The following is a 14,305-nucleotide window of genomic DNA, read 5'->3' on the forward strand; positions in this document are numbered from 1 at the left end:
TCTTCTGCGCCGAGCGCCACCCGGGCGCGATGCTGGCCGCCCGCAGTGACGCTGCCGTGACGCTCGACGATGTGTGGTTTGCCACGTCGGGAACCGATTCGGGAACTGCCGGTCGTTGTCTACCCAGGATGGTGCCGACCCGCTTCGCCCCGGCTCTGCCGGGACTGGCGATCGACACTAGCGGTAGCCTGGACTTTTCCAGCTTCGTGTATCGCGGAAGGACCTGGCCGACGAGGCCGATGATTGATGAACCGGAAAAACGTGATTCGCACGCTGACGGCGATCGCCGTCGTGGTGCTGCTGGGTTGGTCGTTTTTTTACTTCAGTGACGACACCCGGGGTTACAAGCCCGTCGACACCTCGGTCGCGATTGCGCAGATCAACGGCGACAACGTCAACAGCGCGCAGATCGACGATCGCGAGCAGCAATTGCGGTTGACCCTGAAAAAGGGCAACAAGGACACCGACAATTCCGACAAGGTCATCACCAAGTACCCCAGCGGATATGCCGTCGACCTGTTCAACTCGCTCAACGCCAAGAACGCGAAGGTCAGCACCGTCGTGAACGAGGGCAGCATCCTGGGCGAGCTGCTGGTCTATGTGCTGCCGCTGCTGTTGCTGGTGGGCCTGTTCGTGATGTTCTCCCGGATGCAGGGCGGCGCCCGGATGGGCTTCGGGTTCGGCAAGTCGCGGGCGAAGTTGCTTAACAAGGACATGCCCAAGACCACATTCGCCGACGTCGCGGGCGTCGACGAGGCGGTCGAGGAGCTCTACGAGATCAAGGACTTCCTGCAGAACCCCAGCAGGTACCAGGCGCTCGGCGCCAAGATCCCCAAGGGCGTGCTGCTCTACGGGCCGCCCGGAACGGGCAAGACGCTCCTGGCCCGCGCAGTGGCGGGCGAGGCCGGGGTGCCGTTCTTCACCATCTCCGGCTCCGACTTCGTCGAGATGTTCGTCGGTGTCGGCGCCTCCCGGGTGCGGGACCTGTTCGAACAGGCCAAGCAGAACAACCCGTGCATCATCTTCGTCGACGAGATCGACGCGGTGGGCCGCCAGCGCGGCGCCGGCCTGGGCGGCGGGCACGACGAGCGCGAGCAGACGCTGAACCAGTTGCTGGTCGAGATGGACGGTTTCGGCGATCGCACCGGCGTCATCCTGATCGCGGCCACCAACCGTCCCGACATCCTGGACCCCGCGCTGCTGCGGCCCGGCCGCTTCGACCGGCAGATCCCCGTGACCAACCCGGACATGGCGGGCCGCCGCGCGGTGCTGCGGGTGCACTCCAAGGGCAAGCCGATCGGTCCGGACGCCGACCTCGACGGGCTGGCCAAGCGGACCGTCGGCATGACCGGCGCCGACCTGGCCAACGTCATCAACGAGGCCGCGCTGCTGACCGCTCGGGAGAACGGCACGGTCATCACCGGCGCCGCGCTGGAGGAGGCGGTCGACCGGGTGATCGGCGGGCCGCGCCGCAAGGGCCGCATCATCAGCGAGCAGGAAAAGAAGATCACCGCCTACCACGAGGGCGGGCACACGCTGGCGGCGTGGGCGATGCCCGACATCGAGCCGATCTACAAGGTGACGATCCTGGCCCGGGGGCGCACCGGCGGGCACGCGGTGGCGGTGCCGGAAGAGGACAAGGGCCTGCGCACGCGCTCGGAGATGATCGCTCAGCTGGTGTTCGCGATGGGCGGGCGCGCCGCCGAGGAACTGGTGTTCCGCGAGCCGACCACCGGCGCGGTGTCCGACATCGAGCAGGCCACCAAGATCGCGCGCGCGATGGTCACCGAGTTCGGCATGAGCTCCAAGCTGGGCGCCGTCAAATACGGCTCCGAGCATGGTGACCCGTTCCTGGGCCGGACCATGGGAACGCAGGCGGACTACTCGCACGAGGTTGCCCGCGACATCGACGACGAGGTGCGCAAGCTCATCGAGGCCGCGCACACCGAGGCGTGGGAGATCCTCACCGAATACCGTGACGTGCTCGACATACTGGCCGGCGAGCTACTCGAGAAAGAGACCCTGCACCGGCCAGAGCTGGAGGGCATCTTCTCCGGTGTCGAAAAGCGCCCGCGGCTCACCATGTTCGACGACTTCGGCGGCCGGATCCCGTCGGACAAGCCGCCGATCAAGACGCCCGGTGAGCTGGCCATGGAGCGTGGCGAGCCGTGGCCCCCGCCGGTGGCCGAGCCGGCCTTCAAGGCGGCCATCGCCCGGGCGAGCGAGGCCGCGCAGGCCGAGGCCGACAGAAATGCCAACGGCGGCAATGGTTCTCACGGTGGTCAAGGGGCCGGAAATCGCCAGCCCGCTCCGCATGGCCCCACGCAGCCCGACTACGGCGCCCCGGCGGGCTGGTATGCACCGGGATGGCCGCCGCAGGAGCACCAGCCGCAGCAGCACCAGCAGCAGCCGAACTATTGGTATCCGCCCGCCTCGAGCCCCGCACCGCCCCCGCAGCAGCCGTATTGGCCGCCGCCCCCGCCCGGTTACCCGGGCAAGCAGGGTCCCCAGGGTCAGGGTCACGCGAGCCATCAGCCTTACCCACCGTATCCGCCCTATCCGCCTCCCGCTCAACCGAATCCGGATGCCGGAAGGTCGCCTGACCGCCAGGATGATGACGTGAGCCGGTCCAACCCGCCGGCCCACGGCTGACGAACGGAGGATTCGATGGCTCTCCCGGATTTGGAGCCGGATTTGGGCCCGGATACCCGCCAGGCGACTCCGCGCATCCGGGCGTTCGATCAGCAACGCGCCGAGGCGGCGGTCCGCGAGTTGCTCTACGCGATCGGCGAAGATCCGGATCGAAACGGCTTGCAGGACACCCCGTCCCGCGTCGCGCGCGCCTACCGCGAGATGTTCGCCGGGCTCTACACCGATCCCGACAGCGTCTTGAACACGATGTTCGACGAAGACCACGACGAGATGGTGATCGTCAAGGAGATCCCGCTGTACTCCACCTGTGAGCATCACCTGGTGTCGTTCCACGGGGTGGCCCACGTCGGGTACATCCCCGGCCGGGACGGCCGGGTGACCGGCCTGTCGAAGATCGCCCGGCTGGTGGACCTGTACGCCAAGCGGCCCCAGGTGCAGGAGCGTCTGACCAGCCAGATCGCCGATGCCCTGGTGAACAAGCTGGATCCGCGCGGCGTGATCGTCGTGGTCGAGGCCGAGCACCTGTGCATGGCGATGCGCGGTGTCCGCAAGCCCGGCGCCGTCACCACGACGTCGGCGGTCCGCGGCCAGTTCAAAACCAGTGCCGCCTCCCGAGCCGAAGCGCTCGACCTGATCCTGCGCAAGTGAGCCTGGCGCCCGTGCAGGTTATGGGAGTGCTGAACGTCACCGACGACTCCTTCTCCGATGGTGGGCGCTATCTCGATGCCGACGACGCCGTCGCCCACGGCCTGGCGATGGCCGCCGAGGGCGCCGGGATCGTCGATGTCGGCGGGGAGTCGACCCGGCCCGGTGCCGTTCGGATCGACGCCCGCCTCGAGACGTCCCGCGTGGTGCCCGTCATCAAAGAGCTTGCCGCACAGGGTATTACTGTGAGCATCGACACCATGCACGCCGACGTCGCGCGGGCGGCGCTGCAGAGCGGCGCGCGGATCGTCAACGACGTGTCGGGTGGCCGGGCCGATCCGGCGATGGCTCCGCTGCTGGCCGAGGCCGGCGTCACATGGGTGTTGATGCATTGGCGATCGGTGTCGTCGGAGCGCCCGCATCAAGCACCGCATTATCGCGACGTGGTGGCCGAAGTGCGTGCCGAGCTGCTCGCCAGCGTCGACGACGCGGTGGCCGCGGGTGTGGATCCCGGCCAGCTGGTGATCGATCCCGGGCTGGGATTCGCCAAGACGGGACAAGACAATTGGGCGCTGCTGCGCGCGCTGCCGCAGCTGGTCGCGACCGGGGTGCCGGTGTTACTGGGCGCCTCGCGCAAACGGTTCCTCGGTACGTTGTTAGCCGGATCCGACGGCTCGCCGCGACCGCCCGACGGACGCGAGACGGCGACAGCGGTGATTTCCGCGCTGGCCGCCCTGTACGGGGCCTGGGGCGTGCGCGTGCACGACGTGCGCGCCTCCGTCGATGCCCTCAAGGTCGTCGAGGCCTGGACAGAGGCGTCCACCGAGCTAGCTGGAGACAATGGCTGATCGAATCGAGTTGCGCGGCTTGACCGCCCGTGGCCGACACGGAGTTTTCGAGGACGAGCGTGCCACCGGGCAGGACTTCGTCGTCGATATCACCGTGTGGATCGACTTGGCCGACGCGGCCGCCAGTGACGAATTGGCCGACACCTACGACTACGCCGCGCTGGCTCAGCTGGCGGCCGACGTCGTCGGGGGGCCGCCGCGTCAGCTGATCGAAGCGGTCGGCGGTGAGATCGCCGACCGGGTGATGGGCGATCAACGCGTGCACGCCGTCGAGGTGGTGGTGCACAAGCCACAGGCGCCCATCCCGCACCAGTTCGCGGACGTCGCCGTGGTGGTTCGGCGATCGCGGCGCGGCGGCCGCGGTTCGGTGATCCCGGCGGGCGGTGCGGTATGACCCGCGTCGTGCTGTCCATCGGATCCAACCTTGGCGACCGGTTGGCCCGGCTGCAGTCGGTGGTCGATGGGCTGGGCGAGGCGGTGGTGGCGGTCTCCCCGGTGTACGAGACGGATCCCTGGGGCCGCGTGGAGCAGGCCCCGTTCCTCAACGCGGTGCTCATCGCCGAGGACCCGGCGTGCGACGGACAGGCCTGGCTGCGCCGGGCGCAGGAGTTCGAGCGGGCCGCCGGCCGGGTGCGCGGCGAGCGCTGGGGCCCGCGCAGCCTCGACGTCGACCTGATCGCCTGCTACGGCCAAACCGAGGTGATCGCGCGCGAGCCCAACCTGACGCTGCCGCACCCGCTGGCCCACCTGCGGGCCTTCGTGCTGGTGCCGTGGCTGGCCATCGAGCCGGACGCCGAGCTGACGGTGGCGGAAGGGCCGCGTCCGGTCGCGCAGCTGCTGGCCGAGCTCGAGCCCGCCGACCGCGAAGGAGTCCGGCTCTCGGGGCTGAGGCTGGAGCTCAAGGGACGGCAGGGCTGATGGGACCGACCAGGAAGCGTGATCTGACGGCCGCGGTGGTCGGCGCTGCGGTGCTGGGCTACCTGCTGGTGATCAGCCTCTACCGGTGGTTTCCCCCCATCACCGTGTGGACCGGCCTGTCGTTGCTCGCCGTGGCCATCGCGGAGGCGCTGTGGGCGCGCTACGTGCGGGCGAAGATCAACGACGGCGAAATCGGGACCGGGCCCGGCTGGCTGCACCCGCTGGCGGTGGCGCGCAGCGTGACGGTGGCCAAGGCGTCCGCCTGGGTGGGCGCGCTGGTGCTGGGTTGGTGGATCGGCGTGTTGGTGTACTTATTCCCGCGGCGGTCGTGGCTGCGCGTCGCCGCCGACGACACCACCGGGACCGTGGTCGCCGCCGTCAGCGCGCTGGCGTTGGTCGCCGCCGCGCTGTGGCTGCAGCATTGCTGCAAGTCTCCGCAGGATCCGACCGACCATGGCGAGGGCGCGGAAACGTAGCGCGCCGAGAGGCCCGCGATGACCCGGGCGAGAATCGCCGGAGTCGCGCGACACGCGGAGTGAACTCGCGCAGGTACAGTCAGGCCATGACCGTTCTGTCCCGCGGCGCCCGGGTCCGGCGCGGCGGCCGCAGGCCGGGGTGGGTGCTCTTGACGGCGTTGCTGGTCCTCGCGATCGGGGCCAGTTCCGCACTGGTCTTCACCAATCGGGTGGAACTCCTCAAGCTCGCGGTAATCCTGGCGCTGTGGGCCGCAGTCGCCGGCGCGTTCGTTTCGGTGCTCTATCGCCGTCAAAGCGACGCGGACCAGTCCCGTGTCCGCGACCTCAAGCTGGTCTACGACCTGCAGCTGGATCGGGAGATCTCGGCCCGCCGCGAGTACGAGCTGACCGTGGAGTCCCAGCTGCGCCGCGAGCTGGCCATCGAGTTGCGTGCCCAGGCCGCCGATGACCTCGCGTCGCTGCGCGCCGAGCTGAGCGCGCTGAGAACCAGCCTGGAGATCCTGTTCGACACCGACCTGCAGCACCACCCGGCGCTGGAGACGGTCGAAACGGAGGCGCCGCGCACGCGCGCGTACAGCGACTGGGACCGCAATGGCGAGAGCAACCCGGACTGGGTGTCCAGCGATCGGGTGACATCGGTCACGCGGGACAACCCGGCCGGCCAAGGCGACAGCCGCGCCGACGAGGCCGCGATCATCGACGTGCCCGAGGAGCCGCTGCTGCCGCCCCGGCAGCCGCCGCCCCCGCGCGAGCCCGTTCGCGGCCAGTACGACGTCCCGCCGGAGGCCCGGTACGTGGTCTCCCAGGAGCCCCCGTTTATGACCGCGCCGCCGGAGGCCGAGCCGCGATTCGAACCCCGGCACCAGCCGCCACCGCCGCCGGAACCGCGGCCGCAGCGGGATTGGCAGCCGGCCGGCGCCGACGCGCAGTGGATGCCCCCGGGGGCGCCGGGCAGCAACTGGGCCGGCGCGCCGGATGCCGAGCCGGCGGGGCGGCGCGCCCGGCACTACGGCTCCGAGGAACCCCTCGACGGCTCGCCCTTCGAGCACCCGCAGCCGCCGCCCTCCGGCGAATCCGGTCGCCGGGCGCGGGCGCGCCATTCGGCCGAGTATCGCGACTCCGGCGTGCGCAGCTTCGAGGGCCCGGGCGAGCCCGCGCCGCCTCCCCCGAGCGCGGCGGCCGCCGCCGCGCCGCCGCCCCCGCACCCGGTCCCGCCGTCCCCCGCCGCGCCGCCGCCACCGCAGATGGCCCCGCCGCCGGCGGCGGAGCCGGCCCCGCGGCATCGCGGCGCGGATCCGGTGGAGCAGGCGCCGGATGGCTCGGAGGATGAGCCGCCGAGCGGTGGTCAGTCGGTGGCCGACCTGTTGGCGCGGCTGCAGGTGCAGCCGTCCGGCGGGGGCCGGCGCCGTCGGCGTGACGGCTGAGCTGGGAGCTTCCTCACATCGGCCTTACATTGGGCTCGGCCTGAGGATCGACTAAAGTTCTAGTGACCGTCCGGTACCCGAGCAGTGGACCGGAACGAACCAAAGAAAGCTGTGAGGTCGTCTGCGATGGGGCAGTTCGACGGACTGCGCCCGGCCAGGCTCAAGGTGGGAATCATTTCGGCCGGCCGGGTGGGCTCCGCGCTCGGTGTCGCGCTCGAGCGCGCCGACCACGTCGTGGTGGCGTGCAGCGGCGTGTCGCGCGCGTCGCGGCAGCGGGCGCAGCGCCGGTTGCCCGATACGCCGGTGGTGTCGCCGCCCGATGTGGCCGCCAACGCCGAGCTGCTGCTGTTGGCGGTACCCGACAGCGAGCTCGCCGGCCTGGTGTCCGGGCTGGCGGCGACCTCGGCCGTGCGGCCGGGCACGATAGTGGCCCACACGTCCGGAGCCAACGGCGTCGGTGTCCTCGCGCCGCTGGCCCGCGACGGCTGCATACCACTGGCGATGCACCCGGCGATGACGTTCACCGGCTCCGACGAGGACATCAGCCGGCTGCCCGACACCTGTTTCGCGATCACCGCGGCCGACGACGTCGGGTATGCGATCGGGCAGTCGCTGGTCCTCGAGATGGGCGGGGAGCCGTTCTGCGTCCGCGAGGACGCCCGCGTCCTGTATCACGCCGCGCTGGCGCATGCGGGCAACCACATCGTGACGGTCCTCGCCGACGCGCTCGAGGCGTTGCGGGCCGCGCTGCGCGGCAGCGAACTGCTCGGGCAACAAACCGTCGATGACCAGCCGGGCGGGCTCGCCGAACGCATCGTCGGGCCGCTGGCCCGCGCGGCGCTGGAGAACACGCTGCAGCGCGGCCAGGCCGCGCTCACCGGGCCGGTCGCCCGTGGGGATGCGGCCGCGGTCGCGGAGCATCTGGCCGCGCTCGCCGAGGTCGATCCGGAGCTGGCCCGGGCCTACCGCGTCAACGCCCTGCGGACCGCCCGGCGCGCGCACGCCCCCGACGACGTCGTCGAGGTGCTGGCGCGATGACGGCCCCGCGGAAGCCGGTCTTCAAACCGGGCGAACTCAACCGATACTCGTCGCCGCGCGACGTCGCCGACGTCAGCCGCGCGCTGCGCCACACCGGCCGCCGGGTGACGCTGGTGCCCACCATGGGCGCCCTGCACGAGGGGCACCTGGCGCTGGTGCGCGCCGCCAAGCGCGTCCCCGGCTCGGTGGTCGTGGTCTCGATCTTCGTCAACCCCCTGCAATTCGGGGCGGGCGAAGACCTCGACGCGTACCCCCGGACCCTCGGCGACGACCTGGCGCTGCTGCGCGGCGAAGGCGTCGAGATCGTCTTCGCGCCGACCGCCGCGGTGATGTACCCGAACGGTCTGCGCACCACCGTGCAGCCCGGCCCGCTGGCCGCCGAACTCGAGGGCGGCACGCGCCCGACCCATTTCGCCGGCGTGCTGACCGTGGTGTGCAAACTGCTGCAGATCGTCCGCCCTGACCAAGTGTTCTTCGGCGAGAAGGACTACCAGCAACTGGTCCTGATCCGGCAGATGGTCGCCGACCTGAACATCGGCGTGGCCGTCGTCGGAGTCCCCACCGTGCGCGAGTACGACGGGCTGGCGATGTCGTCGCGCAACCGCTACCTGGATCCGGCGCAGCGCGAGTTGGCCGGCACGCTTTCCGCGGCGCTGACGGCGGCCGCGCACGCGGCAACGGCGGGCGCGCGGGCCGCGCTGGACGCGGCCCGCGCCGTGCTCGACGCGGTGCCCGCGATCAGCGTCGACTACCTGGAGTTGCGCGACGCGGAGCTGGGCCCGCTGCGGGCCGACTCGCCGGGCCGGCTGCTGGTCGCGGCCCGGCTGGGCACCACGCGGCTGCTGGACAACGTCGCAATTCGGATCGGAAACACCGCCGGCACCCATGGGCCGGACGGACACGTGCAATCGCATTGGAGGAATTGATGTTACGGACGATGCTGAAGTCGAAGATCCACCGCGCCACCGTCACGCAGGCCGACCTGCACTACGTCGGCTCGGTGACCATCGACGCCGACTTGATGGACGCCGCCGACCTGCTCGAGGGCGAGCAGGTGACGATCGTCGACGTCGACAACGGGGCCCGGTTGGTCACCTACGCGATCACCGGCGAGCGCGGCAGCGGCGTGATCGGAATCAACGGTGCCGCGGCGCATCTCGTGCACCCGGGCGATCTGGTGATCCTGATCGCATACGGGACGATGGAGGACGCGGAGGCGCGCGCCTACCGCCCGCGGATCGTGTTCGTCGACGCCGACAACAAGCCGATCGACCTCGGCCACGACCCGGCGTTCGTGCCGGCGGACGCGGCGGAGCTGTTAGACCCCCGGATCGGTGCGCGGTAGCCGTGCTGCTGGCCATCGACGTCCGCAACACGCACACCGTCGTCGGACTGATCTCCGGATCCAAGGAGCACGCAAAAGTCGTGCAGCAATGGCGGATTCGCACCGAATCCGAGGTCACCGCGGACGAATTGGCGCTCACCATCGACGGCCTGATCGGTGACGATTCCGAGCGGCTCACCGGCGCCGCCGCGCTGTCCACCGTGCCATCGGTGCTGCACGAGGTGCGCGTCATGCTCGACCAGTACTGGCCGTCGGTGCCGCAAGTGCTCATCGAGCCGGGGATACGTACCGGTATCCCGCTGCTTGTCGACAACCCGAAGGAAGTGGGTGCCGACCGGATCGTCAACTGCCTGGCGGCGTTTCACAAGTTCGGCAGGGCCGCGATCGTCATCGATTTCGGATCCTCGATCATCGTGGACCTGGTGTCGGCCAAGGGGGAGTTTCTCGGCGGCGCGATCGCACCGGGCGTGCAGGTCTCGTCCGATGCCGCCGCGGCCCGCTCCGCGGCGCTGCGTCGCGTCGAATTGACCCGGCCCCGTTCGGTGGTCGGCAAGAACACCGTCGAATGCATGCAGGCCGGCGCGGTGTTCGGGTTCGCCGGGCTGGTCGACGGTTTGGTCCAGCGCATCCGGGAGGACGTGGACGGATTTTCCGCCGGGCTGGGCGATCAGGTCGCGGTCGTGGCCACCGGCCATACCGCGCCGCTGCTGCTGCCCGAACTGCACACCGTCGCCCACTACGACCGGCACCTCACCCTGCATGGCCTGCGGCTGGTCTTCGAGCGAAACCTGGAAGCTCAGCGCGGCCGGCTGAAGACGGCTCGCTGACGGGCCGTCGCGGTTGCACCGAAACCGCTACAGCGGGGCTGCAGAGCGAATTTCACGCCGTCGGTGCAGGCTCGATGCCGTCAGCGCAGGCCCGACGCCCCGTCAATTAAGCTGGCACGTCGTGACATCTGAGCCGCCGGAAGCCGAGCCCGACATTCCCGAGCAGTTTCGGATCCGCCGGGACAAGCGTGCTCGCATGTTGGCGGAGGGCTGCGACCCCTACCCGGTCGCCATCGAGCGCACCCACACCCTGGCCGAGGTGCGCGCCGCTCACCCCGACCTGCCGGCCGACACGACCACCGACGACATCGTCGGCGTCGCGGGCCGGGTCATCTTCGCCCGCAACTCCGGAAAACTGTGCTTTGGGACACTCCAGGACGGCGACGGCACCACCCTGCAGGTGATGATCAGCCTCGACAAGGTCGGCCGGCAGGCGCTCGACGCGTGGAAGGCCGACGTCGACCTCGGCGACATCGTCTATGTGCACGGCAACGTGATCAGCTCGCGCCGCGGCGAGCTGTCCGTCCTGGCCGACTCGTGGCGGATGGCGGCGAAGTCGCTGCGGCCGCTGCCGGTCGCGCACAAGGAGATGAGCGAAGAGTCGCGGGTGCGCCAGCGCTATGTCGACCTCATCGTCCGCCCCCAAGCCCGGGCGGTGGCGCGGCAGAGGATCGCCGTTGTCCGCGCGATACGCAACGCGATGGAACGGCGCGGGTTTTCCGAAGTCGAAACGCCCATGTTGCAGACGCTGGCCGGCGGCGCCGCGGCCCGGCCGTTCATCACGCATTCCAATGCGCTCGACATGGATCTCTACCTGCGCATCGCGCCGGTACTGTTCCTCAAGCGCTGCATCGTGGGTGGATTCGACAGGGTCTTCGAGCTAAATCGTGTGTTCCGAAACGAAGGGGCCGATTCGACGCATTCTCCGGAATTTTCGATGCTGGAGACCTACCAGACCTACGGAACCTATGACGATTCGGCGATCGTCACCCGCGAGCTTATTCAAGAGGTGGCCGATGAGGCGATCGGAACGAGACAACTGCCGTTGCCAGACGGCAGCGTCTACGACATAGACGGAGAATGGGCGTCGATACAAATGTATCCGTCGCTGTCGGCGGCGCTCGGTGAGGAGATCACGCCCGAGACGACGATCGATCGGCTGCGTGCGATCGCGGATCGGCTCGGCTTGGAGATAGCCTTCGGGCACGGCAAGCTCGTCGAGGAACTGTGGGAGCACACGGTGGGCAACACGCTGACCGCGCCCACCTTCGTGAAGGATTTTCCTGTCGAGACAACGCCTTTGACGCGCCAGCACCGCAGCATCCCCGGCGTCACCGAGAAGTGGGATCTCTACCTTCGCGGAGTCGAACTGGCCACCGGGTATTCCGAACTGAACGACCCGGTCATCCAGCGTGAGAGGTTCGCTGCGCAAGCCCGCGCCGCGGCCGCCGGCGACCAGGAGGCTATGGTGCTTGACGAAGACTTTCTCGCCGCGCTCGAGTATGGGATGCCCCCGTGCACGGGAACCGGAATGGGTATCGATCGGTTGCTGATGTCTTTGACCGGCCTGTCAATTAGGGAGACGGTTTTGTTCCCGATTGTTCGGCCGCACCCCGGTTGAGTTACCCGTTGCGTCTGGATTGAGTATCCTGGGTTGTTATGGCAGATTGGATACTTGGGGAGTGATTCCAGACTGCTCAGCAACTGCTCAGGACGAAACGCGAGGATAGCTAATGGCGAAAAAAGTGACCGTCACCTTGGTCGATGATTTCGACGGTGCGGGCGCGGCCGACGAAACGGTTGAATTCGGGCTTGACGGGGTGACCTACGAGATTGATCTTTCGTCCAAGAATGCCGCGAAACTGCGCAACGATTTGAAGCAATGGGTTGCGGCGGGACGGCGCGTCGGCGGGCGGCGGCGCGGGCGCTCCGGCTCGGGACGCGGACGTGGAGCCATCGACCGCGAGCAGAGCGCAGCGATCCGGGAATGGGCCCGTCGCAACGGGCACAACGTGTCGACGCGCGGCCGCATCCCGGCGGACGTCATCGACGCATTCCACGCGGCGACCTGACAGGCTGCTCACCGGCGCCCGGGTCAAGGACCCGGGCGCCGGTTGTTTCATTTCGCTGGCGGCGAAAAGATCGCCGGTCGATATGGGAAACGCTTGGGTGGTTTTCCTCGTTTATCTGTTGCGCCTGTATTTCACAGGGGGATGCGGCCTGGACCGTCGGGCACCGCAACGTTAGGAACCCTGGCAGGCCGACCATTACAGTGGATGGCAGGTACGCCGGGGCGACCAGAGCCGACCACAGTACCGATGGTGAGGGAGAGCAGGTAACCACCAATGTTCGAAAGATTTACCGACCGTGCCCGCAGGGTCGTCGTCCTGGCGCAAGAAGAGGCCCGGATGCTCAACCACAACTACATCGGCACCGAGCACATCTTGTTGGGCCTGATTCACGAGGGCGAGGGCGTCGCGGCCAAGTCGCTGGAGTCGCTGGGCATCTCGCTGGAGGGCGTCCGCAGCCAGGTCGAGGAGATCATCGGCCAGGGGCAGCAGGCGCCGTCGGGCCACATCCCGTTCACCCCCCGCGCCAAGAAGGTTCTCGAGCTCAGCCTGCGCGAGGCGCTGCAGTTGGGCCACAACTACATCGGCACCGAGCACATTCTGCTGGGCCTGATCCGCGAGGGTGAGGGCGTGGCCGCGCAGGTGCTGGTCAAACTCGGCGCCGAGCTGACCCGGGTGCGCCAGCAGGTGATCCAGCTGCTGAGCGGCTACCAGGGCAAGGAGGCGGCGGAGGCCGGGACCGGTGGCCGCGGCGGCGAGTCGGGCAGCCCGTCCACGTCGCTGGTGCTCGACCAGTTCGGCCGCAACCTCACCGCGGCGGCGATGGAAGGCAAGCTCGACCCGGTCATCGGCCGCGAGAAGGAAATCGAGCGGGTGATGCAGGTGCTGAGCCGGCGCACCAAGAACAACCCGGTGCTGATCGGCGAACCCGGCGTCGGCAAAACCGCCGTCGTCGAGGGCCTGGCGCAGGCCATCGTGCACGGCGAGGTCCCCGAGACGCTGAAGGACAAGCAGCTCTACACGCTCGACCTGGGCTCGCTGGTGGCCGGCAGCCGCTACCGCGGTGACTTCGAGGAACGCCTGAAGAAGGTGCTCAAGGAGATCAACACCCGCGGCGACATCATCCTGTTCATCGACGAGCTGCACACGCTGGTCGGTGCGGGCGCGGCCGAGGGCGCGATCGACGCGGCGTCGATCCTCAAGCCGATGCTGGCCAGGGGCGAACTGCAGACCATCGGCGCCACCACGCTCGATGAGTACCGCAAGCACCTGGAGAAGGACGCGGCGCTGGAGCGCCGGTTCCAGCCGGTGCAGGTCGGCGAGCCGACGGTCGAGCACACCATCGAGATCCTCAAGGGTCTGCGTGACCGGTATGAGGCGCACCACCGCGTCTCGATCACCGACTCCGCGATGGTCGCGGCGGCCACCCTGGCCGACCGCTACATCAACGACCGCTTCCTGCCCGACAAGGCGATCGACCTGATCGACGAGGCCGGTGCCCGGATGCGGATCCGCCGGATGACCGCGCCGCCAGACCTGCGCGACTTCGACGAGAAGATCGCCGAGGCGCGCCGCGAGAAGGAGTCGGCGATCGACGCGCAGGACTTCGAGAAGGCGGCCAGCCTCCGCGACAAGGAGAAGCAACTTGTCGCGCAGCGCGCCGAGCGCGAGAAGCAGTGGCGCTCGGGTGACCTGGACGTGGTCGCCGAGGTCGACGAGGAACAAATCGCGGAGGTGCTGGGCAACTGGACCGGAATCCCGGTGTTCAAGTTGACCGAAGAAGAGACCACCCGGCTGCTGCGCATGGAAGAGGAAGTGCACAAGCGGATCATCGGCCAGGAGGACGCGGTCAGGGCCGTCTCCAAGGCCATCCGGCGCACCCGTGCCGGGCTTAAGGATCCCAAGCGCCCGTCGGGGTCGTTTATCTTCGCCGGCCCCTCTGGTGTCGGTAAGACCGAGCTGTCCAAGGCGCTGGCCAACTTCTTGTTCGGCGACGACGACGCGCTCATCCAGATCGACATGGGCGAGTTCCACGACCGGTTCACCGCGTCGCGGCTGTTCGG

The 14,305-nt window shown here is 69.0% G+C and carries 14 protein-coding genes; all 14 read left to right on the top strand.

Going from position 1 to position 14,305, the window contains the following annotated elements; genetic code table 11:
- The first annotated feature begins 246 nt into the window (after positions 1-246).
- Positions 247-2,652, top strand: coding sequence for an ATP-dependent zinc metalloprotease FtsH (gene ftsH, locus VMD50_RS02110; protein WP_325424366.1), 2,406 nt, complete (start codon positions 247-249; stop codon positions 2,650-2,652).
- 15 nt (positions 2,653-2,667) lie between these two features.
- Positions 2,668-3,300, top strand: a complete 633-nt coding sequence (gene folE, locus VMD50_RS02115; RefSeq protein WP_325424368.1) for a GTP cyclohydrolase I FolE — start codon at positions 2,668-2,670, stop codon at positions 3,298-3,300.
- Complete coding sequence (gene folP, locus VMD50_RS02120) at positions 3,297-4,145, top strand: dihydropteroate synthase (RefSeq protein ID WP_325424370.1); 849 nt, start codon at positions 3,297-3,299, stop codon at positions 4,143-4,145. The genes folE and folP overlap by 4 nt, the downstream gene beginning before the upstream one ends.
- Complete coding sequence (gene folB / locus VMD50_RS02125; RefSeq protein WP_325424372.1) at positions 4,138-4,539, top strand: dihydroneopterin aldolase; 402 nt, start codon at positions 4,138-4,140, stop codon at positions 4,537-4,539. The genes folP and folB overlap by 8 nt, the downstream gene beginning before the upstream one ends.
- The gene (folK, locus tag VMD50_RS02130) at positions 4,536-5,063 is read left to right on the top strand and encodes a 2-amino-4-hydroxy-6-hydroxymethyldihydropteridine diphosphokinase (protein ID WP_325424374.1); all 528 of its coding nucleotides are present in this window, start codon (positions 4,536-4,538) and stop codon (positions 5,061-5,063) included. The genes folB and folK overlap by 4 nt, the downstream gene beginning before the upstream one ends.
- Complete coding sequence (locus tag VMD50_RS02135; RefSeq protein WP_325424375.1) at positions 5,063-5,539, top strand: DUF3180 domain-containing protein; 477 nt, start codon at positions 5,063-5,065, stop codon at positions 5,537-5,539. Before folK ends, VMD50_RS02135 begins: the two co-directional genes overlap by 1 nt.
- Positions 5,540-5,625: 86 nt before the next feature.
- Positions 5,626-6,963 carry a DUF6779 domain-containing protein gene (locus tag VMD50_RS02140; protein WP_325424377.1) on the top strand — a complete coding sequence of 446 codons (1,338 nt, stop codon included), beginning with the start codon at positions 5,626-5,628 and terminating at the stop codon, positions 6,961-6,963.
- Between the two features lie 126 nt (positions 6,964-7,089).
- Positions 7,090-8,001: a Rossmann-like and DUF2520 domain-containing protein gene (locus VMD50_RS02145; RefSeq protein WP_325424379.1), complete on the top strand. Its 912-nt coding sequence runs from the start codon at positions 7,090-7,092 to the stop codon at positions 7,999-8,001.
- On the top strand, positions 7,998-8,927 hold the full coding sequence (gene panC / locus VMD50_RS02150; RefSeq protein ID WP_325424381.1) for a pantoate--beta-alanine ligase: 930 nt from the start codon (positions 7,998-8,000) through the stop codon (positions 8,925-8,927). Before VMD50_RS02145 ends, panC begins: the two co-directional genes overlap by 4 nt.
- Positions 8,927-9,346 carry an aspartate 1-decarboxylase gene (gene panD, locus VMD50_RS02155; RefSeq protein WP_325424383.1) on the top strand — a complete coding sequence of 140 codons (420 nt, stop codon included), beginning with the start codon at positions 8,927-8,929 and terminating at the stop codon, positions 9,344-9,346. The genes panC and panD overlap by 1 nt, the downstream gene beginning before the upstream one ends.
- A gap of 2 nt (positions 9,347-9,348) precedes the next feature.
- Positions 9,349-10,173 (top strand): type III pantothenate kinase, encoded by an 825-nt coding sequence (locus VMD50_RS02160; protein ID WP_325424385.1) that lies wholly within the window; start codon positions 9,349-9,351, stop codon positions 10,171-10,173.
- A 121-nt stretch (positions 10,174-10,294) separates the two neighbouring features.
- Positions 10,295-11,794, top strand: a complete 1,500-nt coding sequence (lysS, locus tag VMD50_RS02165) for a lysine--tRNA ligase (protein ID WP_325424387.1) — start codon at positions 10,295-10,297, stop codon at positions 11,792-11,794.
- A gap of 112 nt (positions 11,795-11,906) precedes the next feature.
- Positions 11,907-12,245 carry a histone-like nucleoid-structuring protein Lsr2 gene (gene lsr2 / locus VMD50_RS02170; RefSeq protein WP_036363110.1) on the top strand — a complete coding sequence of 113 codons (339 nt, stop codon included), beginning with the start codon at positions 11,907-11,909 and terminating at the stop codon, positions 12,243-12,245.
- Between the two features lie 273 nt (positions 12,246-12,518).
- Positions 12,519-14,305, top strand: a 1,787-nt coding sequence (gene clpC1 / locus VMD50_RS02175; protein ID WP_325424394.1) for an ATP-dependent protease ATP-binding subunit ClpC, incomplete at its 3' end; no start/stop codon positions are given.

It is taken from the genome of Mycobacterium sp. (assembly GCF_035506235.1).
Taxonomy (GTDB): Bacteria; Actinomycetota; Actinomycetes; order Mycobacteriales; family Mycobacteriaceae; genus Mycobacterium.